Below are 24,942 nucleotides of genomic sequence, written 5' to 3'. Positions count from 1 at the left end.
ATGAAGTCAGCGGTGCAACGGTAGCTAGTCCAGGCGGCCAGATACCGGTCGTGTACCTGCAGACGGAAATCGGCTCGAGTTGACGTGTCGCACTATCTGAACTTTTTGAATGCCCCAGCGCATGCGCGATGGCCCATAACCGCCCTTGGATGGTGGTTGACTGCAGATGAGACCGGTGCGCGAGGAGAAGTGATGCGTGAAGCACAGTTAATGCAAGCCAGATGCGGCGGGGCCCTACTGCGCCCTCGGCTGGCGCGCGCTACGAGACCGGTCCGGATGTGCTTCGCTGAACAGCATTTCTCTCATACCAGCATGAGTCACCACACAGCCGCAGGTGACGCAGTGGTCGAACCGCTCGCTTATGCCGCCGTAGCCCTGCCTTTTGGAATCGCGTGACCGCCCGTTTCACCGATCAGCCGACGCCTCAGCCCGGCGAGAACAACCAGATAACGACCCCTCGCGCCGACAGCGCCCACACGGGCGTCGCAACCCTGGACAACCCGGTCGCCGACCAGAAAGCCCGCCCGCTGCTGCGAATCGGACGCGCCGGTAACCACGGCTTGCAGCAAGCGCGGACTCTAGCCTGTCGGGCGGCGTCACGGACCGCCGCGATTCCGGTCCGCTCCGCGAGCACCACCGGTCGCGGTGTACAGCTCACCGCTGACGTACTGCGGTACGCGGTCACCGACGTCATCTTCTTGAGATTGCCGGTGGGCGAGTATTTAGTCCAAGCATGGACGTTGCTCAAAATCGCGGCGATACCAGCAATTCTCATGGCGATCCCTTTCGGTGCGATGGTAACTGTTGTGTCCTCGGGACTCATCAATCAAATCGGCGCGACCTCGCTGATTGGCGCGGCAAGTGGTGCTGGCGTCGTTCGCCAGGGCGCTCCCATCACGGCGGGTTTACTAATGGGTGGCGCGGCGGCGTCGACGATCGCTTCGGACTTCGGTGCGCGGGCTATCCGTGAAGAACTCGACGCGATGCGCGTGTTGGGTATTGACCCCGTCCGCCGATTGGTGGTGCCACGTTTTTTGGCATTGATTTCGATAGCACCGATATTGTGCACATTCATCCTCGTGTCGGGCACGGCGGCCGCATTCCTATTCGCAGTTACCGTCAACGACGTCGCACCTGGAAGTTTCTGGATGTCATTCGGGACATTCGCGAAAATGACAGATATATGGTTTGCCCTCGGCAAGTCAGTCGTCTTCGCCGCGATTGTGGTGATCGTTTCATCACTGCGCGGAATGGAGGCAAAGGGTGGCCCGCGGGGTGTCGCTGATGCCGTGAACTCATCGGTAGTGCTTAGTGTCGTATGCATCGTCTTCGCTAATCTTGCGATTACGCAACTACAGGTGATGTTCTTTCCAACGGCGGTGGCATAGGGGTGGAAGAGGTGGCGCAACCTTCGAAGTTTTTCCCCACCCAATTGCTGACGCTGCAGCCAATCCGCAGACCGCTGAGGACAGCCGGGGAGTGGGTGCTGTTCATCGCTCAGGCATTCTGGTTCGTGCCGTTGACAATCCGTCGATACCGCCGACAAACGCTGTTTGCGATGAACAATCTCGCGTGGGGTCGGGGATCGATCATCGTCGACGGCGGCACCATTAGCGTTCTGATCATCCTCGGGATCGCCGTCGGCGGCTCGGTGGCGGTTGAGGCGTTCGCCAGCTTGAACATCATCGGCTTCGGCGCGCTATCGGGGATCGTTGCCGGCGTGGGCACTGTTCGCGAAATTGGGCCGCTGGTGGCAGGTATCGCGTTCACCGCCCAGGCAGGGTGCCGAATGACCGCCGAAATTGGCGCCATGCGCATCTCTGACGAGATTGACGCCATCGACGCAATGGGGCTGAGGCCGATACCGTTCGTAATCGGTACTCGTCTGGTCGGCGCAATGGTGGTTGTGATCCCAGGATACCTGCTGACGTTGGTTACGAGTTTCTTCGTAATGGACACAATAATTCGAGTATTTCATAACCAGCCCGGTGGCACGTACAATCATTATTTCGTTGAATTCCTGACGCCAACGGATCTCAGCTATTCCTTGGTTAAAGCCATTGTCTTTTGTGTGGCGGTGACGCTGATCCATTGCAGATACGGCTACTTTGCCTCCGGTGGTCCCGTCGGAGTTGGCCATGCGTCCGGCCGTGCTGTGCGCGCAAGCCTGGTCACAATCATGGTTCTGGATTTCGTAATGACCGTGACGCTATGGGGTGTGCATCCCGACTTCGTGTTCAAAGGGTAGCTTCGCGACCAGCCGCATCAATCTGGCCGCCGGCAGCGAAAACATTCGACCCGGCACCAATCAGCGTCCGAGCAGTCATTGGAAGCCGAACAGCCAAAGGAGCTGTCTCGCCAGGCACTTCGCGACGCTGACCGGGTGGTTCCCTGTACAAACCTGCCAGCTCCACAGCCCCGCTCGGCGAGCGACATCCCGAGCTCGTGCCGTGCGCATTTCCGTACTGGTACGGAGCCTAACGATAACGAGCTCTCCTATCGTCTGGGGGGCCAAATCAAATATGAGGCCAACGACCGTGCGACAAAGCGACAGGAAGGACGCACATGAGACAGCCTCCGTGCGCGTCGCCCGGCCGGCCGCCTCTCGCGCCGGTGGTGGATGTGGGTTCTCCCGTCGCACTGGACATCGCCGATAATGTTGTGGCACAACAGGTCGTGCCAGTGGTTGGCCAGTACCCGCCTCGCGCTGCGGCGCGCTTTACCCTCGGCGATTTGGGCGACGTAGAACCCGCGCGCCCACGCTCAGCGTTCGAACGCCTCGCGGTCGGGTTCGGCAAGCTCGGCCTGGGCGGAGCAGGTCACGCGCAGCTTCACTATGCCCCGGCCGCCCAAATCGCCGGCAATGCCGTGCAGCGGCCGGAAACGGCGCCAGGTGGCTGCGTGGCTAGTGGTGCAGCAGGCGTTTGCCGCGGGCCTCGCGCTCCTCATCACGCGCGAGCGCGCTTAAAGCGCGGCCGCGCTAACCCGGCCGTTGAGTGCTCAATACGGAACGGTTCGATCACACCCTCGCCGGGCTGGCCTAACGCGACGCCGTCGAACGGCTCGGCCCGATCGAGATCTGTCGCAACCAAATATATTGCTTCCCAACATGTTTCAGTGGCGCGTTCTCAGCGCCGGAAGCGTCGGGTCATATGACGGACCCGCCCACCAGGACGACATTCGCTACGACGATAAGCCTTTGGCCCCAATCTCAGGGGAACGGCGTCGCAGGTCGGTCCTCGCAGGGCAGGCGAGGAGACCTTAACCCTGAAGTCGCGGCCCTTGAGGGGAGTCGAGCGATCAGTGACTCGATTGTGCCCGATTACTCGAAGGCGCGAGCCGTGCACCCGTACGACCAATATTGGAGCGAGATGTCTTGCTAATCACCGCTTTCGCTCCATCAGTGCACGTGTTGTGGTGAGGACCATCCGTGGCTCATCACTACATTGACCTGGCCGATGCTGGGCGCAGCGATGGTTCATCGGCGCTGGGAAACAAACACAACAGATGGCATCCGGCCATTCCGCCGGCGATACGCATCGCGTCCGGGGATACCGTCGAGATGGAGACTCGTGACGCGGCTGACGGGCAGATACGCAAATCCCTGATCGACCAGGCCGATCTCACGAACGTGGAGTTCGGCCGCGTGCATGCGCTTACCGGCCCGGTCTATGTCGAGGGCGCCGAGCCCGGAGATCTTCTGCGAGTGGACGTCCTAACAATCGTCACGAGCGACGAAGGGTTTACCGCCACCTTGCCGGGCCGCGGATTTATCCCCGACATCTTCGCCGGCCCGGTATTGACCTTCTGGGATTTGGCTGACGGGTTCGCAACCAGCGACCAGATCCAGGGTGTACGCATACCGTCCGCTGCGTTTATGGGCACGATGGGGGTCGCGCCGTCACTCGAGCGGTTGCGCCGTGTCAATAAGCGCGAGCGTGCACTCGCCGATACGGGTGCGCTGGTCATGCAACCGATGGCCGCAGGCGCGCTGCCCGCTGATCCAGCGATCTTCGAAGAGGCGTGGAGAACAACCGCCGCACATGAAGTCGGCGGCAATATGGACATCCGGCAATTGGTGGAAGGGACCTCAGTCTATTTTCCCGTTGATGTCCCCGGCGCCCTATTCTCGGCTGGCGACGGTCATTTCGCGCAGGGCGACGGCGAGACATGTGGCACCGCGATCGAGACGAGCACCACGTTCACAGCCCGATTCACCATACTGAAAGGGGAGGCGAGACGTCGCGGCCAGACCAACCCGTCCTTCACCGTGCCAGCTGACAAGCGTTTGGCGCCTGCCGGAGAGATCTTCGCTATCACCGCACTCTCGGTAGCCGACGATGACTCCGTATCGTTCCTCGACGCCAGCCTCGCGGCGCGCAACGCGCTGATGATGATGGTCGACGCGATCGTCTTCGACTACGGATTGACCCCCGATCAGGCCTACGCGGTCGCAAGCATCGCCGGAAGCCTGTCCATCAGTTCGATCGTCAACGTTCCCCACGCCCAAGTGACGATGAGCATCGCACGAAGCATATTCACACAATAGCCGTACGGACGAGCATCGCCACGCCACAGCAACTAACTGACCGACATCGAAAACAAGGAGTAATCCGTTGCGCTTCGCCAAGATTCAGCGAGACGACCAACTCGGCGTCGCTACGTCGACCCAGGGCACTTTGCGCGCAATTTTTGGGGACCCGTCACTGCATGACCTGGATCGGATCATTGCCGGCGACATCGGTGCGCTCAACGACGTGCACAAGCGCTGCCTCGCCTCGGGCACGCCGATCTCCGAGGATGAAGTCGTCTACCTTGCTCCGTTGTCACGTCCGTCGAAAATCTTGTGTGTCGGATTGAATTATCGCGAACACGCTGATGAGACAGGTTTCGCCGCGCCAGAGCACCCGACGATATTCGCCCGGTTTGCATCTGGATTGATCGGCCATAACGATGCCCTTGTCAAGCCAACGATCTCCGATCAATTCGACTTCGAGGGCGAGATGGCGGTTGTGATCGGTAAATCCGGGCGTCACATTTCACGTGACCAAGCGTTGGCCCACGTTGGCGCCTACTCGGTATTCAACGACGGGTCAGTCCGCGACGTCCAACTCAGCACCACGCAATGGACCGTGGGAAAGAACTTCGACGGAACCGGAGCCTTCGGTCCCTGGCTGGTCACCCCCGACGAACTACCGCCTGGCGGGACGGGTCTACAAATCGTCACCCGCCTGAACGGTCAAGTCGTGCAAAGCGCTTCGACTGCGGACATGATCTTCGACGTTGCAGAACTCATCAGCTCGCTGTCGATGGCCATGACCCTACAAGCCGGGGACATCATCGTCACCGGAACACCAGCCGGCGTGGGGATGAGCCGGACTCCGCCGTTGTACATGCAGGAGGGTGATATCTGCGAAGTCGAGATCGAATCGATTGGGCGCCTGCGTAATCCCGTCATCGCCGACCAGCATGGGCCCATCCCGATCAACGGGTAGGCAACGCCAACAGATCAAGCAACGCCAACAGATAGCAACACCAAGATAATTCGGAGAGGAAACCCAATGAGCGCTCGTCTCATCGCCATCCACAAAAAGCCGGCCGACCCGGCTGCCTACGACAAGCACTACTTCGATATCCACGTGCCGCTGGCCCTCAAGCTGCCCGGGCTGCAGAAATATGAGGTCAGTAAGGGGCCAGTGACGACCGGTACGGACGAATCCGACATCCACCTCGTTGCCACCTTGTACTTCGCCGACGTCGATACGGTAGAAAAAGCGCTCGCGAGTCCGGCGGGGTTGACGGCGGTCGCCGACCTGCCCAAGTTTTCCGAGCCAGGCAACATTCAGCTCGTCGTCTTTGAGTCAATCGACGTCCCTGTCCCCGTCGCGACGGATTAGCCATAAGGTGCACGGTGAGCCGCGTCTGGTGATCGAGGTGCTGCCGATACTCGCTTACCAGACGCGGATCAGATGCTGCGGTCCTTGAGCGGCGCGGAGTTGGAATCGCAATATTCGACAAAGTTTTTCGACACCGCGGCTGGCTGGTGTACCGACGGAGCCGAGGTGCGCGACGATCCGCTCGGCGCCGACGTCGCCATCATCGTGGCGTTTGACAGCGGTGGTGTATGTGCTCGGTCGGGTCGGTGACCATCTCGCATGCGATGCTCTGCAATCGTGGTAATCGATCACGATCGGACCGAGCACGCCTGACCGACTTGGGGTGCCGCAGCGGAGTCGGCTCATCGCCCCCCTCTGCGGTCCGGTGTTTCAGCGGTCGGTCCTCAGTTGCTGCCGCAGCCGTGGTCACGGTGCCGAACGAGGCTGCGAGCTGTCGATCCGAGGTAAGATATCGAATCCTGACAGAATGTCAGGGGTGATTCGGGGGCGTCGCAGAGACAAGGTCGGCTCTGACAAAGGCCGGATAGCCTTCGGCCGCCTCGTCTTCGGCGATCCTCCGGTACTCCTTGAAACCGCCGAGATAGAACAGCGTGGAGGGTTTCTTACCAGGGATGTTCGCGCCAAACACCCAAGACGACGGCGCCTTCGCGAACAGGGTCTTCGAGGCGATTTCGTTGCAGGTGCGTGTCCACGCACTTTCGACGTCAGGTTTGACGTCGATCCAACGCCGTTCGGCGGCTTCGACATCGAAGATCAACTCGGCGATCCACTCGACCTGCATTTCAATTGCCGGCGGTACGTTGGTAAACGGCCCGTTGGGGCCCAGAATCATGAACATGTTGGGAAAGCCCGTGGTGGCCACGCCTAGGTAGCTTGTTGCTCCATGAAGCCAGTGCTGGATGAGACTTCGGCCGCCGCGCCCGCGGATGTCGGTGCGCACGTAGTTGCCGTCCACGGCCTCAAATCCGGTGGCAAAGACCAGAACGTCGAGTTCGTGAAGGACACCGTCGGCCGTCTCGACGCCATTTGGCTTGACTTGTCTTATCGGAGTCTCGGCGAGACTGACGAGGTTGACATTGCTCCTATTGAAGGTCTCGTAGTAGCCAGAGTCGCACAGCGGTCGGCGCGCGTAGAGGCCGGTGGGAGTGAGCTTGCGGCGGGTTTCGGGATCCTTGACGATCTCGGCGATCTTGCGTCGGATGAAGCGAGCTGCCTCGTCGTTGGCGGCCGCGTCGATCGCGATGTCGCCGAAAGTTTCGAACATGAAGCGGAATCCGCCGCCCTTGTTCCACGCGTCTTGGAAGATGCGTTCCCGTTCGGCCGCTGACACGCTGAAGGTCTCGCGGGAGCTCTCATGGATTCCCGCGGCCAAGTCGGAATTGCGTACCTCGTGCCACGTTGCTTCGAAGTCATCGCGGTGCGCGCGTTGCTCCTCAGGGGTAAGTGTGCGGTTGCCTGCCGGCACGCTGTACTGGGGTGTGCGCTGGAAAGATGTCAGCTGTGCGGCGACCGGCGCGGCGGCAGTGATGAATTGGCTGCCTGTGGATCCGTTCCCGACCACGCCGACTCGCTTACCAGTCAGGTCCAAATCGTCGGGCCAAGAGGCGGTGTGGGTCAACTTGCCGGCGAAGGAGTCGATACCGGGGAACTTGGGCAGATTGGTTGCCGATAGCGTTCCGAGCGCGGTGATCAGATAGCGGCACCGATACGTAGTGGATCGATCGGTTGTGACCGTCCATGTCCCCGACGTCTCATCGAATTCTGCTGCGGTCATGGCAGTCCCAAGGACTATATGGTCTCGCAGGCCGTACCGGTCGACGACGCCATTGAGGTAGGTCAAGATCTCGGGCTGACGCACAAATCTAGTCGTCCAGGAATTCTGTGCGTAGAGATCGCGGTCGAATGAGTATTGGTAGACAAAGCCCTCGGAGTCCGAAGTAGCTCCTGGATATTTGTTCCAATACCACGTTCCGCCCACGCCCCCAGCTTTGTCGATCGCGATCGCGTCGAATCCCAGATCGTGAAGGAGCTTGTGCAGCATATAGATTCCGGCGAATCCCGCACCGATGACCAGCGCATCCAGCTGCCGAGCTTGGTTCTTAGCGGAGCCATCCACGATGTCCGGCCTTCCTCCAGCCCGTCAGCACGAGGTCATGCAAATTGTTCTTCGTGCCATCGTAAGACGATCAAAGGATCCCGCCCGCTTGTGTTTATGTTTGTGTTTGTAACAGGCTGCGCACCGCGTGCGGTAAATCGCTCTGGGCCAGTGCGCCTTTCGTCTGAGCTAGTCGCTTGTCCCGGGTGACCTCGCAGGACCATTGTGTCTAGGTCCAGCTGCGGCTAAGGCGGCCCCGGTGACACGGTGTCGTGGCGGATCGACCAAAGCATCATGGCGATTGCCGTCTTAGGGTAGCCGCGTCGTCGCTGGGTTATTTACAACGGATTGGGAACCCAGCCTGTGACCGTCCGGTCATAGACCCGGCCACAGTGAAAGGTCGATTGAACGAGTTCCTTTTTCGCCACACGTTCCGACGGCGTTGTCGGAAAGGAATCGACGATTAGCCAGTAGCGGGGTACTTTGAACGGCGCCAGACGTTTCGTGGCGAACTGCACGAGGTCCTCGACTGACACCGGGTCCTTGCGCGTCGTTGGTCTAACGAAGATCATCACTTCCTCACCGCGCAACGGATCTGGAGCGGGAACGCACGCAGCCTGGGCCACAACAGGATTGAGCTCCATGGTCTCCTCGACCTGGGACGCGGAAATGTTCTCGCCGGCGCGCCGAATCATCTGTTTGGCCCGGGCCTCAAAATAGACGTTGCCAGCGGTGTCCATCCGTGCGAGATCGCCGGTGTGCAGCCATCCATCCTCCCCGAGCACGCGGTCGGTGGCCTCGGGATCGCGGTAGTACCCCAGCATTAACGATCGCCCGCGCAACAGCAGCTCACCGATCGCGTCAGAGGGAACCGCGCGTCCCCTAGGATCGACAACCACGGCTTGGCAACCAACTACCGGCAATCCCAAGCAGCCGGTCCCGACTGCCTGATCGTGCTGAGCGGCGCGCACACGAATATTGACACCCGACTCGGTCATCCCGTAGATCTCGAACCATGTTGCCCCCCAACGCTTCTCGAGGTCAGAATGCAGTGCTCGAGGTATGGCGGAACACAGTACCGCGCGCACCTTGTGCTTGGTGTCCAGCACGGACGGCGGCATCTTCAGCAGCAGCGTTGGCATCGCGCCGAGACAGTAGAAGAGCGTAATGTCGTGGTTTCGGATGTCATCCCAGAACGTCGACGGGTGAAATCCGTCGACGATGGTCAACGTGGCTCCAGCGCGCAGGATGCTGGCGATCTGCCACTGGGGATCCATGTAGTACATCGGTTGGGCGGTCAGCAGCCGGTCGCTATGTCGCACCGACAGCACATCATTGCCGTCGGGATCGGCTCGCGTCATCTCCTCAGCGATGCCCATCCAGTAATCGTGGGTCAGCAGGCAGCCCTTGGGATTGGCCGTGGTCCCGGAGGTGTACTGGATGTTGATGGCCTCGCCTGCCGAAGGTTCCTCCCAGAACTCAAAGGGATGATCATCGGCATCATCGAATGTAGCGTTGTCCCAGTCCAACACGGGCATCCGTTCGCCGATCCCGACGGACAGCTCCGCGAACTGGCGCTCCGTGATGAGTAACGATGCCTGCGAGTGCGTCAGGACGTACATGGCCTCGGCACTAGTGAACCGCGTGTTCACCGGCACCATGCACGCACCGATACGCGCCAATGCCAGCCAACTCAGAGCGAATTCAGGTCGGTTGGTCAGGAGCACGCCAACTTTATCGCCGTGGCGAACTCCGCTGTGATGCAGGAGTTTCGCCGTTGACTCCGTTTGCTCGTCGAGTTGACGGAACGTCAGCGAGCGATGGCCCGGAAAGCATAATGCCACCTTGTTGGGCCAGCGCCGCGCGGCGTCGGCGACCAACTGCCCGAGTGTGTGGGCGGTCATCCGTCCATCTGGCCACCGCCGGCGAAGGCGATTCTGCTGTGGCGCGCTTCGGCGGATTCGAGGGTGACCATCGCGTAACCCGTTTCGATCGCGTAGGCATCATCGATGCTCCCGGGCGCGCCGGCGTCCAGGGCGGCTTTGGCCACGGCGAGCGCCAACGGCGGCTTGTCTCGTAGCCGCCCCGCCAACGCAGCGGTGGCACCGGCGAGGTCATCGGGATCGACGACGGTATTGATCAGGCCGTACTCGCGGGCGGTCGCCGCCGAGAACCTGTCACCGAGCAAGATGAGTTCTTTGGCCCGCGGCAGGCCGACGGTCAACGGCAGTAGGTAGGAGATGCCGCCTGTTACTGACAAGTTCACGTCGACCTCGGGGAAGCCGAATTGTGCGTCAGCGGATGCCACGATGAGGTCGCTGCACAGGGCTAATTCGCAGCCGGCTCCCACTGCGTAGCCGCGAACACTTGCGATGATCGGAAAGCTCGCGCGGCGGACCGCGCGGGTCAAATCGTGAAATTTCTCCACTTTGGCGCGCAGCTCGACCGGCGACGAAGTCGACTGGTCGACCTTGAGGTCGAAGCCAGCGCAGAACGAGGTGCCTTCGCCCCGAAGAACCGCCACCCGGACCAGAGGGTTTTTTGCCGTGGCACTCAGCACGGTGGCCAACTGTTCCAGCAGTCGTGGGGTGATGGCATTCAATGACTCCGGCCGGTTCAGGCTGATTGTTGCGATGCCGTCATCGACGACGAGCCTGACGTCGCTGCGGGCATCGTCCTCGGTGGCAGAGTCTTGGGTCATTTGGCGGCCTCCGCAGTCGTCAGGTACGGCGTCCCTGCTGCTTGCCTCGCCGCTCTAGGTAGGAAAAAATATCGCAGGCGAGCCATGGACCCAACCCGCAGAATCGGTAGAGTTTCTACCCCCCCGGGAGCCGGCGAGCGGCACCACGACCGCGATCCCACTAGCGCACCGATTCGATCGGTGCGGACCCTGCCGCAGCGGCCGACAGAGGGCGCGCTGAACCCCGCAGCGGTGCCCCCGCAGGTAAATCTAGGAGCGGCCGTATGTCTGTGAGTCGGCAATCGCGAGAGCCAACCGCGTTGTGATATCAGCAATCTGGTTGTGCGTAGCAGATACAAACAGGCGGGACTACGCTTGTCGGCGTGAGCGAGCACGCTAACTTGAGGCCCACCGTCGACAATGCGGCCATCGTCGAGAGGTTGTTGTCGGCGTTGCAAGACGAGGATCTGGACACCATGGAAGCCCTCCTCGACGAGAATCTGGTGTACGAGAACGTCGGATTCCCTACAATCCGTGGGCGGTCGCGTACCGTGAAGGTGTTTCGCAGCGCGCGTGGCCGGGTTGGCTTCGAGGTGAAGGTTCACCGCATCGCAGTGAACGGGGAATCAGTACTTACCGAGCGAACCGACGCCGTTGTCCTGGGGCGCTTCCGGCTGCACATGTGGATTTGCGGCGTATTCGAAGTTCATAACGGCCGTATTACGCTGTGGCGCGACTATTTCGATCTCTTCGACACCGCCAAGGCCATTGTGCGCGGAGTCGCGGGTCTGGCCGTTCCTGCGCTCCGACCCACGTTCTGAGACGCTGCCGGAGCGACTTCCTCGCGGCGAAAGTCCCGCTTACACCGACGCGACCCTATAGGAATCGCACCGCGAGCTTGGGGCCTTCGAAAGGCATGCCATCGCTACGGCAGCTGGCACCGCGGATCGCCCACGATCACTTACTTTCTCTTCCCCCAGCTCACCATCGCCGTTGTGGAGCGGTCGGCGTTGCCTCCCGCATGGAAGAGGCCCGTCACCACGGCGCCAGCCGCGCCCGACATCCAGGCGGCCCTCGGGCGACGCGAGACGTGTGCCGTGTCGATCAGTAGCGCGGTCAGTACGAGGCCCAACCAACCAGCGAAGAAGTTGGGGACAGAACTGCGACCTATCACGCAGGGATACGACTCGTTGGTGATGCCTCGGACGAAATGGGGAATGGCGTTCGACAATGACATCCCCGCTAGGAAGCTCAGCACCGCGGTTCTCACAATCCTGACCCCTTATCTCTTGCGGCTGCTCAACGACGGGACCGTTGTCAATCCGGGCGCATATCCCACGCGAGTGGTGTGGCGCTTTACGCCGGTCGCCCCCAAATGTCGTGGAGCTTTGCGAAAACCGCATCCGTGAGGCTACGTAGTTTTGAAGCGCCCCGGCAATGGTGGAGGTTCTGATGTTCGGTGCTGTCATTGACGCGGCAAGCCGAACTAACATACCGTGTGGTCGGTTAGTTTGCTTCTGCGCTAAGGAGGAAGTCAGTGGCGGTTTCGACTGAGGTCAACGGGCACGAGGTCGATCATCCACTCCCGCCGCCCACGTCGGAGATGGTGATAGCGACCCCGGACGTGCTGTCGCGACTCACTCCAGAGAACTTCCATCCGGTCCCCGGGTTCGACATAGCAGACGTCAAGATAGTCGAAAAGTACGCCGAAGAGGCCTACCAATCGCTCCCCGGTTTCCCTGGAATAGACCTGCGCCAGCTGATCCCGCTCGAGAAGCTCACCGACGGTAGTTTCGGGGGGACGATGTTCCGGAGACGGCCCGGTACACCCTGGGTGCACACCTTCTGGCACCTGCACGAAGTGGACTTCCAGATCAGCTACGTCGTGAGCGGGACGCTCGTGCTCGAGCTCGAGGGCCTACCGCCGGTCACGCTCCAAGCGGGTGACTCGGTCTACCAGCCCGGCTTGAATCGTCACCGCACCAGCGCGATGTCCGACGACTGCATAGCGATAGAGATGTCCTCACCCGCGCGGTTCACATCGACCGTCTTCATCTGGGACGACGCAACCGGGGCATACAACAGCGTCCTCATTGACACGATTGACGACGCTGAGCAGGTTCTGCCGACGTCCTGAGGGCTGGGCACACCAACGCGAGGGATTTGTCCGGTCTGGATCCTCTGCTTCGGGTTGTACCGCTGTGCCCCAATGGATTTGGAGCCGGCGCCCTTCCCCGCAGCGTCAACGAACGGCTGCTTGTCGACGTGCTGCGTTCGGCATGTAGGTACTCGAGAACTACCGCATCACAGCTCACCAATCACAATCTGAAGGGACGAGCATGGCTTTTCCATACAACCCGTACGATTTTCTGCCAGCGTTGCCCACCTTCACCCTGACCTCGCAGTCGCTCACCGACGGCGGGCCGCTGGCCAAGCCACAGGTCAGCGGAATCCTGGGTGCCGGTGGGGAGGATGAATCACCGCAGCTGAGCTGGTCTGGGTATCCCGAGGAGACCCGCAGCTTCGCGGTAACCGTCTATGACCCCGACGCGCCAACCGCATCGGGGTTCTGGCACTGGGCGGTTGCCAACCTTCCGGCGACGGTCACCGAGCTGCCCGCAGGCGTGGGCGACGGTAGCGAACTGCCTGGCAATGCACTGACGCTGGCGAACGACGCCGGCGTCCGTCGCTATCTCGGTTCGGCCCCACCGCCCGGGCACGGCCCACATCGGTACTTCATCGCGGTACACGCGGTCGGTGTGGAAAAGCTGGAGCTGCCCGAGGATGCGACTCCGGCGTACCTGGGTTTCAACCTGTTCCTGAACGCGATCGCCCGTGCAGTCATCCACGGTACCTACGAACAGACATAGTTCTGATTGCACATTGCCGAGCCGACAGCCTAGCCAGTGAACGCGCTTTGCCACAAGCTTTCGCCGTAGACGTAGTCGCCGTATCCACGATCAACGACGTGCCTGCGATGATCCAGGAGCAATGCCCGATTTGGGGGCCTGATGCGGGGCTGCGATCTCGTTTGTGTTGACGGCGACTACCCGCCGCTGATGTCAGCGATGAAACGTCACGGTTTCGTCCGTTGGCGCTTTGTTGAGTCGAAATGTGTTCATCGGGTTGCCCGGCTCTGGATAGCCAAAAGAGATGCCGAACAGCATCTTCAAGGACGGTTCGACGCCAAGGACCTCGCGGACGTTGGCCGCAAAAAGGCTGAGCATCGTCTGCGGCACGCCTGCGAGCCCGTGCGCCACTAGCGAGAGCAGGAAGGTTTGGCCATACATTCCGACGTCCCCAGCCACGCGCACGGTTTCGTACACCGGCGCCATGAAAAGCAGGCAAACGTGCGGCGCGCCGAAGAATTCCAGGTTACGCAAAAGGGATGAGCGGCGTTGCTCTGCAGCATCGCGCGAGATACCGGCGGCCTGGAAATAGGCGGCGCCCTGGGCCTGTGCGCGCTCTCTATAAACGCCGTAAAGATCGTCATAGCTGAAGGGGAAATCGGGGGTGAACCGATCCTCTGCCGCCGCCGCGAGCATCGCTTTGCTTAGGTTGTCGCGGATCGCGCCCGAAGCGATGTGGACCACCCATGGCTGTACGTTAGAGTTTGACGGCGCGTATCGCGCATCGTCAACCACGGCCTGAAGCAAGGCATCGGGCACCGGATCGGCAAGGAAGCTACGCGCCGATCTGCGACCACGCACGACGTCATGGAACAGTTGGGCTTCGGGCATGTTGCTCGCCTTCGATTTTAGCTTCATCATTGATTGGATTGCGGCGCTTCTAGCCGTCGAAAATATATTCTAGCGCACAAGATAGTTGTGCGCTAGAGAGGGGCATATGCCAGACTCTTCCGACCGGACCCGGCACGAAGTGAGCAAACAGCTTTCCTTCGCGCTTTACGGCGCGGGCAACCGTCTCGTTCGAATGCATAAGCCGTTTCTCGAGCCGCTTGGGCTCACCTTCCCCCAGTATCTGGTGATGCTGGAGCTCCTCGGCTCCGCGCCGCGCTCGGTTGGCGAACTGGGAACGAAGCTTGGCATGGACACCGGAACGATCACGCCGCTGGTCAAGCGTTTGGAACAGGCCGGCTTCGTCACTCGCCGCCGCGACGCCAAGGACGAGCGGCGCGTCTTCGTGGATCTGACGCGTTCCGGTGACGCCATGCGCGAAAGCGTCTGGGCGGTGCAGGACCAAGTCAAGACCGTCTGCCAGATTTCCGACGAGAGAGCGAATGAGCTTCGCGAGGCGTTGGATAGCGTCGGGCGGTCGGGCGAGGGCTGAGGCGTTGCGAAGTTCCGGATCCGGCGTTCATGCCGGTATCGGGGGCGACCGCGATCAGGCTTTGCGGGCCGGCCTCGCGGGCTTTCGGAGCAAATCGGCCGCCTCAACGCCGATCATCCGCCGCCAATCGCGGGTGACCCGGTGGTCACACAGAAACTTATTCTGTACCGGACAGTACACGATCTGACCGTGAGCCAGCTAAGTTCGCTTGCCCACGAGTCAGGGTGCTAGCGGTCGCTGGTGCTTCTCCGCGGCGTGGGAGAACTGCGCTGGGTGGGTACAGATTCTTCGAGCTTTCGAGATAGTCGATAAATTCGAAAGCCCCCAAAGGGAAACCGCTCCGCGGACTTGGTAATGTATTCGCCGGCGCCCGGCCCTGACGACAGCTGTTGCACAGGACGACGATGACTGGCAATTCCGAAGGCTACGCTGTCACTTAACGTAATGACAGCTTGGCGTCGGTGAAGGGTGATGCGGTTTCGTGGAGCTGATCTATGGGGCTCTCTGGAGACGGCTGACGCCTTGTACCGGGGGGCGATCACTCGGCATTATTAGCAACTTCCGACAGGGTCCTCACGGCTTCTGCGACCGTTTCAGGATCCATTCGTTCCGACCAGTCCGCGTCCACGTGCCGTGCCCTCACGATACCGCGACGATCAATGATGAATGTGGCGGGAACCGGTAGATACCACGATCCATCCGCGTTCTGCTCATTAGTGGGCGAGCCCAAGGCCCGCGACATCTCGCGTAGGGAGGGCGGGATTTCGAATCGAAGTTTATAGTCAACGCTCACACTTTGGTCGAGATCACTCAGGACGTCGAGACCGAGCTCCAGACGGTCCGCAAGCTCCATCGACGCATCCGGGAGCTGAGGGCTTACCGCAAGCAGCGACGCGCCAAGTAGCTGGAGGTCCGGAAGGATCTTCTGGAGCCGGCGCAACTGCATGCAGCAGGCCGGACACCAAGCACCACGATAGAACGCAAGGACGACCGGGCCGGTGGCCAGGCGCTCCTCGAGAGAGACGTACTTACCGACAGATTCAGGCAACCTGAACGCGGGAGCGGCAGCCCCGATCTCGATGCCGGGGATATCGCCAGACGCCCGCAATCTTTCTATTTCGCCCTTAACTTCTCATATCAACTTGACCACCTGCTCCGCTTCCAGCCCGGCGACAAAATTGGCAAGGTCGGGGCTCATCTCTCGCTGCAAGTCGGAGTGACCTCCTCCGGTAGGGAAGAATTCTGCTGAATAGACTGCTTCGACGGACCCATTCCCGACTCCTGTATCAATCAACGCTCGCCGCATCTTACGAAGATGACGGCAGTGAAGATGACGGTAGTTAGGGGATGTTGGCAAGGCAATACGGCGGCGATGCAGCAGCACGCGAGGGAGGGGTACAACCGTTACCACGCTGGCACCTGTGCCGACGGCGACGAAAGCGAACGGCTCGCCAGGTAGGTAGCCCTGGCTCAGTCCTAGGCCGGGACGTTGAGCGCGATCCGGTTCAACACCGCGACGGCCTCATTGATGGTCACCCCGGCGCCGCAGACCATGAGTTCGATCACGATGTTGTTTGCCAGAGTTAACGACATTCCGCTCATCTGAGCCGCCCGGCATGCTGGCCGACGGTCACCCGGTTGTTGGCCGTCGGGTGTCGATGTCGATGCGGTCGGCAGGATCGGCGGCAATGGCGGGACAAGCGGTCCCAACGGTACCGGCGGCGGCGGGACCAACGGCGGCAGGGGGGACCAACGGCAACAACGGAAACGCTGGGCCCAACTGGGTAGCCCGCGTTGCTTACCGAGGGTTGGCACCGATGAACTTGACCACGTCCTTGGCCAATTCAGCGCCCTTGTCCCACTCAAGGAAGCGGCCGCCGCCCAGGATCGTGACGTGAGACTAGTAGCGAGCACCGGGTACTCGTGCGCGCAATACCGGTTCGGTCGCGCCCGTAGTGGGATCGGTGTCGGAAAATGCTAATCGGAAAGGCTTTTCGAAACGGGCTACCGCCGCCATGCCGCCCGGTTTCTCGGCGCGGTCCGGGTCATCCGGACTGATCGGGACGAGCATCCGGAGCTGCCTGGCACCCGATAGCTCGCATCGGAGAACGTCGCGTCGCGGGCGGCGATCACCTCGGGTGACAGCGTGGACAGCGACGCGTCGTTACGTTCTGCCCGGAGGGAAAACGGCACCTCCTGACTGAACTTCAACCACGCCAGGAACGGGTCGCCTGGACGATGATCCTCGGTGGGAAGCATGGCGTTGGCCGCCGGTGCCCTGACGAACCACTCGGGATGTTCAGCGACGATGCGCAGGCCGATCAAGCCGCCTCAGCCCTGGCACATCAACGTGACGTCGGCCAAACCGAATCGCCTCGATCGCCGCCGACGTCCAATCCACGTGCGCACGACAGGCGTAGTCGTCGCGGCTGATGGGCTTGTTGCTACGGCCGAACTCGACCAGGTCGATCGCCAACGCGCGCAGGCCCGCGTCGACCCGGACGGGGGTCATCCACCGGTATAGCTAGCCACGACGGCTCGCCGTGCAGCAACAGCACGACCTCTCCGTCCGACGGGCCCTCGTCAAGGTGGTGCCCCGTCGGTCAGCGAGGCGCCTTGGCGTGCTGGAGCAGTTCGTCGACGGACCACTGATCGCCGGCGTGCTTGCCGTACTTAGCGGCAACGACGGTGCCGTCGGAGTCGATCAGAATGTCGGCGGGCAGACCGAGATGGCCGCCATTGGCGCTGTGCAGTCCGGCCGACATCCGCAGCTTGCCCCTCATGGAGGGGTCCATCATGGCTCTGACGACCGGTACCCCCGCGCGTGGGTCGGCCAGCGATCGGACCGACGTCTCCACACCGAAGCGCCGAAAGAGCGTCCGGTCCGGGTCGGCGACGAGGTCGAGCGGCATGTCGTCCACGTAGGTGGCGAGTTCTTCAGGGGTTGAGTGGAACATCACCACCTCCCTGATGCCCGCTGCGGTGATCTCGTCGTGGCGCTTGATCACCGATTGCAGGTGTACGTTACAGATCGGACAGCCCGCAAACCGCCGAAACTGAAGGTGGACAAGCCTTTCTGGATCAGGCAAGGCGACCGTCGCGCCTTTGATGGTGTGTAGTTCGTCGGCGTAGACGGTGTCTCCGGGCTTGACCTGCATAGCGGCTCCTGTGGCGTCGTCGGCTCACCCGTTTGGTGCGTCGTCGGGCCAGCTTGACACGCGGGCGAGTGTACTGCCGAGTACAGTTAGTGGTCGATTGGCCGCGACCAACGCTGGGTGGGGATCTGCTCCTTCCACGACGGCGCCGACGTGATTGCGATCGCATCTAACTACGGCCGCCACCAGCATCCGGGTAGGTACCACAACCTCATCGCTCGCCCCGACTGCGAACTGGGCGGTGAAGCCTTCCACGCCACTCCGATCACCGACCCACAAGACTACGAGCGCCTTTACGCCTTGGTGGAGCGCGTCGATGCGGGATTCGTCGCCTACCGCCCCAAGGCCGAGCGCATGAGTCGGCGCATTCCGATCTTGCGGCTTACCCCGTTGTCGCCCAACGGCGATACCTACGCGATACCCACATCGCAGTCTCCCGGGTGACGGCGATTCGAGCGCCACAGCAGGATCTAATCGCCGCGCCCGTCATAGGGGCGTTCCCGTCACCCCGCTGACCAGGATAGGAGTGGATCCGGCCCGATGTCTCTAGTCGGGCGAGAGATCTGCGTCCGCGCTGATCGGCCGCGCGGCGTCAGTCAGTCAGCTTGACTGTGACGCTGACGTTGCCGGTGTCGTCGCGGTGTGCCACCGCGTGCCCGTCGCGGTCGACGCCGTCCAGCCGAAGGCTCAGCGGCGCGCCCTCGCCGAGAAAGTTGCGCCACCATGACTTTGCGTCGGGCATCGAAACACCGATAGTAATCTCGTCGCCGTTGCGGCGATACCCCACCGGGATGCTGTACGCGCGGCCCGAGCGCCGGCCGCTGTAACGCAGCACCGCGATGTTGGCGCTGACCAGACCACCGAAGCGGGGCGAATTCGCCACCGCGGCCACCGGTGCGTTGATCAACGGCGCCACGCGCAGCAGCAGCCTGCCGAGTTGTTCGAGAGCCACAATGCCGACTGTACGGGGAGAAAGGGGAACCGCCAATGACGTTCTGAGGGGTCGGGCGATAACCGGGTTTCCGATTCCTCTTGTTATCCTCCAATTCGGCGAGTAGGGCACCCTTCGCTCAGCTGGCTGTCGAAATCGACGGCTCTCAAGGAGGCGATCGTGTGATACCGGGCCGCCGAACACAAGCCGAGCGGTCTAGCCAGACTCAGGAACGCATCCTTGTATCGACTGTGCAGTGCCTCAATGAGTTGGGCTACAGCAAGACGACGACCAAAGCGATCGAGCAGCGCGCCGGCGTGACCCGAGGCGCAGTGATGCATCACTACCGCTCCAAGACCGACTTGCTCGTCGCCACAGTCGACTACATGGGCGCTCGCTGGCAGCAACAATTGATCACCTCGCTGAACGAAACGGGTCAAGACCTCGAGCCCGGTGACTTTGTCGACGCGCTGTGGCGTCAATTCACCGATCCGCTGATGTATGCGACCCTGGAAATGCAATACGCGGCTCGCACCGATCCCACGCTGCGCGACGTACTTGCCAAGAATCAGCAGGCGATTTGTGATCGAGTGGTCGACGCCATTGCCGATCGATTGGGCGTCGCGCAAGACGACGCCGATTTCGTCACCGCCGTGGAGCTCACCTGGCAATTCATGTCGGGTGCAGCAAGCTCGGCGGGCATTGCTCCCGCCCAGGCTGGCCAGGAACGCCTCGTCGCCGAGTGGCGCCGGATGATCACACCGATGCTCAAGCCCGCCCCGCGCGCGAGGAGCTGAAGCCAGTCAATTCGACTGCGCGCCGATCTCGCGCCGCCGTGCGCGTGGCGCCAATTAAGGGTCGCGCATGGCGGGCCGGCGCATCACTGGTGCTCAGGCCCAGCCTTCAAGCGCCTTAACTGAACCGTGCAACGATTGCGCCGACAGACCCCGCCTTGCCTGGCGCGGTTGGCACCTCGGCTCGCTGCAGGCGGCAACGTATTCGACGCCCAGATGCGCAGCGCTTCGCGACGGACGAGTTACTGAGCAGTGCAGGTGAGGTTAGCGCCTGTTCGACCGCGTGCCCTGCCTTACGTCTCGTCGAAGCCCGTCAACACTCGGGTCACCCAACGGGGGCAAGGTTGGTGTCCTACAACGCGGATCCCCGACGATCGAATTCGTCACGGATGCCGTCGAAATCAGTTCCGCCTGCCACTAAGCAGGTCAGCAGAACCCGCGCTTTACGGGCATCGAGCCATCCGGCCGGGATTGCGCCTCGGGCGATCAGGTCTGATTCCGAGCCGCTAAAGCTATAGCTATTGCGATGGGTGCTGCCAGCCCCAGTCCTGCTAGCGAACACGGTTGGCATGGATGCAACCGCCGCCTCGATCGCATTGGCGAAGTCGCCGGGAACGTGCCCCACCCCGAAGCCGGCCACGACAACGCCTTCAAATCCATTGCGCACCAGGGCTTTCAGTATCTCACCGTCGTCGCCGAGATATGTTTCAATCTGCGCCACCCGAGGCGTGGTGAATGGCTCGGGCGTCCGTAGCACGTGCCGGCCCGTCGTGAGGCAACCGTAGACTGGTCGCAGTTCGTCAAGGTACCCGAGCGGTCCAAACGACGGCGACTCGAAAGCGCTCGGCCCGCTAGCCCACATTTTGCGCACCCTGCGCGCGGCATGGATCTGATCGTTCAACACCACAAGCACCCCTCGATCCCGAGAGGTGTCGTCGACTGCAACCCGGGCAGCGGCGATCAGGTTCGCCGGCCCGTCGGCCCCCGGGGCTTGCGGCGAGCGCATCGCGCCGGTGACGACAAGTGGCTCGGGTGCTTCCCAGTACAAGTCAAGCAGGTAGGAACTTTCTTCGATGGTGTCAGTGCCCTGGACAATCACAGCTCCGGCCGCTCCGGCGACCACCTGTCCTCGCGCCCAATTCAGTGCTCGCAGTAGGTCTTTGAACGTCAGCGACGCCCCTGGCAAAGTCTCCAATGTCGTGGCCTGGACGTCGGCGAACTCAGCCAACGCCGGCACCGCCGCAATCAGCTGCTCGCCGCTTAACGCCGGTCGGACACCGTGCCCACTGGCTGATGTCATCGTGATGGTTCCACCCAACGATGCGACCGCAATCGTCGGATTGACCATGGCCGATTTACTCCTCACCGCTGTGGGCGTGACTGTGTCGCGAAAAATGCTGAGCCGCCCCGGGTCAGCGTCCGCCAGGCACGGTCGCTGCAGTCCGTGCGGATCATGCAGTCTATATGATGCATCATCAAGTGCGCCGCGATGGCTTGCCGACCACAGAGTGGCCGGCAAGCCACGGCAAGGATCAGCCCGGCAACGAGCCGGTTGAGGAGTAGGCATGCAAGAAGCAGACGTGCTCATCGCAGGTGGCACTGTCGTCACCCCCAGTGGCCGGCGCCGGGCCAACCTCGTGATACTGGACGGCCTCATCGCCGACATCACCAATCAGCGACCGCATGCCCGTGAGGTCATCGACGCGTCGGGGCTGCTTGTTATGGCCGGTGGCGTGGACACCCATGTCCATTTGATGGACCCGGGTTCCCCAGAGCGTGAAGATTTTCCGACGGGCACAAGCGCTGCCGCGGCCTCGGGCGTGACCACCATTATCGAGCATTCTCACGGCCGGCCGATCCGCACCGTGGCTGGCCTGAACGACAAAGTGGCGTACCTAACTGACCGCTCCAATGTGGACTTCGGCCTCGCCGCCCACGCCTGGCCCGGCGAGGCCGACGCAGTGCCCGATCTCTGGGCGGCCGGCGTCGCGTTCTTCAAGGTTTTCACTTGCACAACGCATGGGGTGCCGGGCCACGACTTCGCGGCGCTGAAAACACATTTGGAGCGCTCAGCGATTGCCGGCGCGGTGAGCCTGATGCATTGTGAAGACGAATCGTTGACGAGCGCGGCAGAGAAACTGTTGCATGAGCAGGGTCGCGATGACGCCGGCGTGCTTGTGGAATGGCGCAATCGTGACGCTGAGCTAATCGCGGCCGCGGCAGCGGCGCTGCTGGTCCGTCGCACAGGCGCCCGGGCCACCATCGCGCACGTGAGCAACGACGAGGTCGCCGATTATGTGGCCGCCGAGCGTGCCCGTGGCGCTACGCTGGCCGCCGAGGGCTGCCCGCAGTACTTTCTCCTGCGCGAAGACGAGGTTCTCACCCACGGTGCGCTGCGCAAATTCACCCCGCCGGCCAGGTCGCGCACCGATGACGACGAAGCGCGGCTATGGCGGCTGCTGCGCAACGGCGTACTCACCCACATGTCCAGCGATCACGCCCCCTCGACCCTGGAACAGAAAAACGCTGGGAATATCTGGGAGGTCCACTTCGGTCTACCTGGCCTCGACAGCACCATGTCCGTGCTGCTTGACGCCGCCGCGCGCGGGCATCTGTCGTATGAGGATGTCACCCGGGTGTACAGCGAGGCGCCGGCGCGACAATACGGGCTGTGGCCGCGAAAGGGCCGGCTGGCAACCGGATCCGACGCCGACGTCATTCTCGTCGACCCGGCGGCAACGCGAACCTTGCACAACGCCGACGTTCTATCCAAGGCGGGCTGGACACCTTTTGACGGGCGCACCATGATCGGTCGGGTCCTCAGCACGTATCTGCGGGGCGACCTCGTTGCTCACGAAGGACGCCCCCGCGACGAACGGCTCGGGCGGTTTATACCCGGCGCCGGACACCGCCCACGCGATTGATGCTGCGATGTTGCATTGCAGTCTCGATGACACACAAAACTTGGTGATCAACACTGGTACATCTTTGTCTGTCGGGTGGGCAAGATTTGGTGGTGAGGCAGCAAACGCAAGCAGCGACCCACGCCGCGTGCGTGGCTTTAACAGCGGCCGAGGTGATCAACCACTGAGCGTTCCCCCGTCGCGCTCTTTAGCCTCGTCGCCTGACCGATTGCTCGTAAGTTATCGGGGCTACTCATTGCCGAGGCTAATCAGCGGAGAATGGTTTCTGCGTTCGTTGCACATCGGAGCCGGGTTCAACTTGGAGCATCAGGAATATCCTTCCACCGGCCGTCGCGACGCGGCTGGAACTATTGCTTGTTGGCCACTCCCGACATTGGAAAACTGTGCTAGAGGCGACTCCTGAAAGCCCATGTGTTGCAACGACGTTAAGTTGCCGTTAGGTTTTCCCGGGCGATGCACCGCGGCGGCTTGCGTCAGAAAATGTCGCGTTCGCGCCGGTCGCTAGTCGTGGCGCGGAGGCGCACCGTTAGCTCTGCATGGACTGTCGGGTGCAGGCTAGAGGGTCTGGGCAGGGCCGCCTCGAGACGTTCCGGGAAGCTATTAGCTTTAGCACCCGGTTGTCGTCAGGTGCGGTTGTTACCGTCGAACCAAGCCGCGGTTCGGGCCGGACAAAACCAGGCGCCGACGGAGAATGGGGACCACGACATGACAACCACAGGCGAGAATGACCTCGGTATGAGACCCGACGTAATTGATGCTCACGATATCGACTGGATCGAGTTCACTCCTGGCAATTTCGTCAAGCCCGTTCGATTCAGCCAGAACGGCGAGTACGTGGCGTTGGGGAGGATGACTGAAGGTGCCTTCGAACCGCGCCATCGGCACATCGGCGATGTCATGGTGTACGTCATCTCTGGTGGTGGCGCAAATGTCAACGGCAACTTGATCGCCGAGGGATCTTGGTTCTACGAGCGCGATGGGGCCGTCCACGATGCGTTCATATGTACGGAAGACACCATCAGTTTGACCATCGGCAAAGGCAACCGTTTCGAGATCCTCGACGACAATGATGAAGTGATCGGAACCGTAGATCCGCTCGACTTATTCAGGGTACTTCCCGAGGAGATTCGTAGGCTCGTTGAACGAAACTGATCCGCGCGAGCAAGTAGGCGGATTGGAAGCGATCGTGCCGATATAGGTGATCACTAGCAGACACCAGGCCCGAAAGACCAGGAGTTACGCGGATACGGCCAGCGGGCACAGAGGTTACGCGGGGTGTGGCACCGGTCCGTCGGCTCGCTCTACCGCCTTTTATCTTTTGGTTCGGTCAACGTCGACGGCAGAAAGTCGGCGCTGATCTGGCATCGCTCGAGCGAACCTTTCAATAGCTAAGACGTGTCACAGCGAGCGAAGTTGCGGCCAAGAAGTTGCTTTTCCCAAGGAGTTGAAGGAGTGGGCTGTGACCACATCCCAGGAACATGCCATCGTTAGAAGCGGCGTCGATGGGGCTATCGGCTGGGTGACCGTCGACCGGCTGGAACCAAGTGATCTGCAGAGGTTCCGGCGCCAAATACTCGCGGTGGTCGCCGCCCATGTTCGTAATCCGGCTGTCCAAACGATCGCACTCACTGAATTTGATAGGCCGGTTTTCAATGCGGCTGCCGAGGAGCAGCTGCTCGGGTTGTGCCAGGAGGTCACTCAGTTGCTGTCAACGTCGGGGAAGCTGCTCGTCGTGCAGGTGCGCTGCGGCAGCCAGACCGGGACCGTCACTGCGCCCAACTTTCCCACCCCCGCCTACATCGAGCCGCTCACCGGGCGGGAGAGCCAAGTTTTGGCAATGGTTTGTGGTGGGCTGTCGGCTCGCGACATTGGGGCCCAGTTGTTCATCAGTGAGCGGACGGTGGAAACCCACATCAGCCATGGCTACCGCAAGCTTGGCATCAATTCCCGAATTGATCTGATCAGGAGAGCCGCGGAGTTCGGCTTCCAGACAGCGCCGGTCGTCGCTCGTCGAGAAATCGGCTTTTGGCCCATTTCTAAGACCGCTATCGGCAGTCGCGGACGGGGGCAGCCCGGCAAGTTCTGCGCGCATGGTTAGTCAGTCATTTGCAGTTGTTGGAACGAGGACGCCGGCCCAGGCCGTCGACTGCAAAGGATCGATACGCTCGTGGGGCAA

The 24,942-nt window shown here is 61.6% G+C and carries 23 protein-coding genes; 14 read left to right on the top strand and 9 right to left on the bottom strand.

The window, feature by feature from the left end; all coding sequences use genetic code 11:
- Positions 1 to 560 precede the first annotated feature (560 nt).
- The 5 genes from ACZY0B_RS11610 to ACZY0B_RS11590 all read left to right on the top strand — a co-directional run bounded on the left by ACZY0B_RS11610 (position 561) and on the right by ACZY0B_RS11590 (position 5,897).
- Positions 561 to 1,388, top strand: coding sequence for an ABC transporter permease (locus ACZY0B_RS11610; RefSeq protein ID WP_463764249.1), 828 nt, complete (start codon positions 561 to 563; stop codon positions 1,386 to 1,388).
- A 95-nt stretch (positions 1,389 to 1,483) separates the two neighbouring features.
- Positions 1,484 to 2,248, top strand: coding sequence for an ABC transporter permease (locus tag ACZY0B_RS11605; protein ID WP_463764316.1), 765 nt, complete (start codon positions 1,484 to 1,486; stop codon positions 2,246 to 2,248).
- Between the two features lie 1,182 nt (positions 2,249 to 3,430).
- Entirely contained in the window at positions 3,431 to 4,549 is a 1,119-nt protein-coding gene (locus tag ACZY0B_RS11600; protein ID WP_463764248.1) for an acetamidase/formamidase family protein, read from the top strand.
- A gap of 67 nt (positions 4,550 to 4,616) precedes the next feature.
- Positions 4,617 to 5,495: a fumarylacetoacetate hydrolase family protein gene (locus ACZY0B_RS11595; protein ID WP_463764247.1), complete on the top strand. Its 879-nt coding sequence runs from the start codon at positions 4,617 to 4,619 to the stop codon at positions 5,493 to 5,495.
- Positions 5,496 to 5,561: 66 nt separating this feature from the next.
- Entirely contained in the window at positions 5,562 to 5,897 is a 336-nt protein-coding gene (locus ACZY0B_RS11590; protein ID WP_463764246.1) for an EthD family reductase, read from the top strand.
- A 469-nt stretch (positions 5,898 to 6,366) separates the two neighbouring features.
- Here the strand turns inward: ACZY0B_RS11590 and ACZY0B_RS11585 are convergent, their stop codons facing one another.
- From ACZY0B_RS11585 to ACZY0B_RS11575, 3 genes are all read right to left on the bottom strand, one after another.
- Positions 6,367 to 8,013, bottom strand: a complete 1,647-nt coding sequence (locus ACZY0B_RS11585; protein ID WP_463764245.1) for a flavin-containing monooxygenase — start codon at positions 8,011 to 8,013, stop codon at positions 6,367 to 6,369.
- A gap of 317 nt (positions 8,014 to 8,330) precedes the next feature.
- Complete coding sequence (locus ACZY0B_RS11580) at positions 8,331 to 9,872, bottom strand: AMP-binding protein (RefSeq protein WP_463764244.1); 1,542 nt, start codon at positions 9,870 to 9,872, stop codon at positions 8,331 to 8,333.
- 20 nt (positions 9,873 to 9,892) lie between these two features.
- On the bottom strand, positions 9,893 to 10,693 hold the full coding sequence (locus tag ACZY0B_RS11575) for an enoyl-CoA hydratase/isomerase family protein (RefSeq protein ID WP_463764243.1): 801 nt from the start codon (positions 10,691 to 10,693) through the stop codon (positions 9,893 to 9,895).
- 362 nt (positions 10,694 to 11,055) lie between these two features.
- Here ACZY0B_RS11575 and ACZY0B_RS11570 point away from each other — a divergent pair, with 362 nt between their 5' ends.
- The 3 genes from ACZY0B_RS11570 (at position 11,056) to ACZY0B_RS11560 (ending at position 13,542) form a co-directional block, all read left to right on the top strand.
- Positions 11,056 to 11,493 (top strand): limonene-1,2-epoxide hydrolase family protein, encoded by a 438-nt coding sequence (locus tag ACZY0B_RS11570; RefSeq protein ID WP_463764242.1) that lies wholly within the window; start codon positions 11,056 to 11,058, stop codon positions 11,491 to 11,493.
- A 716-nt stretch (positions 11,494 to 12,209) separates the two neighbouring features.
- Positions 12,210 to 12,809: a cupin domain-containing protein gene (locus ACZY0B_RS11565; protein WP_463764241.1), complete on the top strand. Its 600-nt coding sequence runs from the start codon at positions 12,210 to 12,212 to the stop codon at positions 12,807 to 12,809.
- 202 nt (positions 12,810 to 13,011) lie between these two features.
- A complete protein-coding gene (locus ACZY0B_RS11560; RefSeq protein WP_463764240.1) occupies positions 13,012 to 13,542 on the top strand; it encodes a YbhB/YbcL family Raf kinase inhibitor-like protein in 531 nt (176 codons plus the stop codon).
- Positions 13,543 to 13,734: 192 nt separating this feature from the next.
- On the opposite strand, the gene ACZY0B_RS11555 is transcribed toward ACZY0B_RS11560, so the two are convergent.
- Positions 13,735 to 14,442, bottom strand: a complete 708-nt coding sequence (locus ACZY0B_RS11555) for a nitroreductase (protein WP_463764239.1) — start codon at positions 14,440 to 14,442, stop codon at positions 13,735 to 13,737.
- Positions 14,443 to 14,518: 76 nt separating this feature from the next.
- Here ACZY0B_RS11555 and ACZY0B_RS11550 point away from each other — a divergent pair, with 76 nt between their 5' ends.
- Positions 14,519 to 14,962 (top strand): MarR family winged helix-turn-helix transcriptional regulator, encoded by a 444-nt coding sequence (locus ACZY0B_RS11550; protein ID WP_463764238.1) that lies wholly within the window; start codon positions 14,519 to 14,521, stop codon positions 14,960 to 14,962.
- A gap of 538 nt (positions 14,963 to 15,500) precedes the next feature.
- Here the strand turns inward: ACZY0B_RS11550 and ACZY0B_RS11545 are convergent.
- From ACZY0B_RS11545 to ACZY0B_RS11535, 3 genes are all read right to left on the bottom strand, one after another.
- Entirely contained in the window at positions 15,501 to 16,070 is a 570-nt protein-coding gene (locus ACZY0B_RS11545) for a peroxiredoxin-like family protein (protein WP_463764237.1), read from the bottom strand.
- Between the two features lie 896 nt (positions 16,071 to 16,966).
- Positions 16,967 to 17,287: a hypothetical protein gene (locus ACZY0B_RS11540; protein ID WP_463764236.1), complete on the bottom strand. Its 321-nt coding sequence runs from the start codon at positions 17,285 to 17,287 to the stop codon at positions 16,967 to 16,969.
- Positions 17,288 to 17,565: 278 nt separating this feature from the next.
- Positions 17,566 to 18,120, bottom strand: a complete 555-nt coding sequence (locus ACZY0B_RS11535) for a peroxiredoxin-like family protein (RefSeq protein ID WP_463764235.1) — start codon at positions 18,118 to 18,120, stop codon at positions 17,566 to 17,568.
- 117 nt (positions 18,121 to 18,237) lie between these two features.
- Here ACZY0B_RS11535 and ACZY0B_RS11530 point away from each other — a divergent pair, with 117 nt between their 5' ends.
- Positions 18,238 to 18,561 (top strand): nitroreductase/quinone reductase family protein, encoded by a 324-nt coding sequence (locus ACZY0B_RS11530; protein ID WP_463764234.1) that lies wholly within the window; start codon positions 18,238 to 18,240, stop codon positions 18,559 to 18,561.
- Between the two features lie 148 nt (positions 18,562 to 18,709).
- On the opposite strand, the gene ACZY0B_RS11525 is transcribed toward ACZY0B_RS11530, so the two are convergent.
- Complete coding sequence (locus ACZY0B_RS11525) at positions 18,710 to 19,069, bottom strand: hypothetical protein (protein WP_463764233.1); 360 nt, start codon at positions 19,067 to 19,069, stop codon at positions 18,710 to 18,712.
- A gap of 161 nt (positions 19,070 to 19,230) precedes the next feature.
- Between ACZY0B_RS11525 and ACZY0B_RS11520 the strand changes: the two genes are divergently transcribed.
- The gene (locus tag ACZY0B_RS11520) at positions 19,231 to 19,845 is read left to right on the top strand and encodes a TetR/AcrR family transcriptional regulator (RefSeq protein WP_463764232.1); all 615 of its coding nucleotides are present in this window, start codon (positions 19,231 to 19,233) and stop codon (positions 19,843 to 19,845) included.
- A 349-nt stretch (positions 19,846 to 20,194) separates the two neighbouring features.
- Here the strand turns inward: ACZY0B_RS11520 and ACZY0B_RS11515 are convergent, their stop codons facing one another.
- Positions 20,195 to 21,190, bottom strand: a complete 996-nt coding sequence (locus ACZY0B_RS11515) for an asparaginase (RefSeq protein WP_463764231.1) — start codon at positions 21,188 to 21,190, stop codon at positions 20,195 to 20,197.
- A 217-nt stretch (positions 21,191 to 21,407) separates the two neighbouring features.
- Here ACZY0B_RS11515 and ACZY0B_RS11510 point away from each other — a divergent pair, with 217 nt between their 5' ends.
- From ACZY0B_RS11510 to ACZY0B_RS11500, 3 genes are all read left to right on the top strand, one after another.
- Complete coding sequence (locus ACZY0B_RS11510) at positions 21,408 to 22,766, top strand: dihydroorotase (RefSeq protein ID WP_463764230.1); 1,359 nt, start codon at positions 21,408 to 21,410, stop codon at positions 22,764 to 22,766.
- Positions 22,767 to 23,471: 705 nt separating this feature from the next.
- Positions 23,472 to 23,918, top strand: coding sequence for a cupin domain-containing protein (locus tag ACZY0B_RS11505; RefSeq protein WP_463764229.1), 447 nt, complete (start codon positions 23,472 to 23,474; stop codon positions 23,916 to 23,918).
- A gap of 367 nt (positions 23,919 to 24,285) precedes the next feature.
- Complete coding sequence (locus tag ACZY0B_RS11500; RefSeq protein WP_463764228.1) at positions 24,286 to 24,864, top strand: helix-turn-helix transcriptional regulator; 579 nt, start codon at positions 24,286 to 24,288, stop codon at positions 24,862 to 24,864.
- Positions 24,865 to 24,942 lie beyond the last annotated feature (78 nt).

It is taken from the genome of Mycobacterium sp. IDUB_19 (assembly GCF_055419445.1).
The sequence above is the reverse complement of the archived record's forward strand: the minus strand, read 5'-3'. Positions and strand labels throughout refer to the sequence as shown.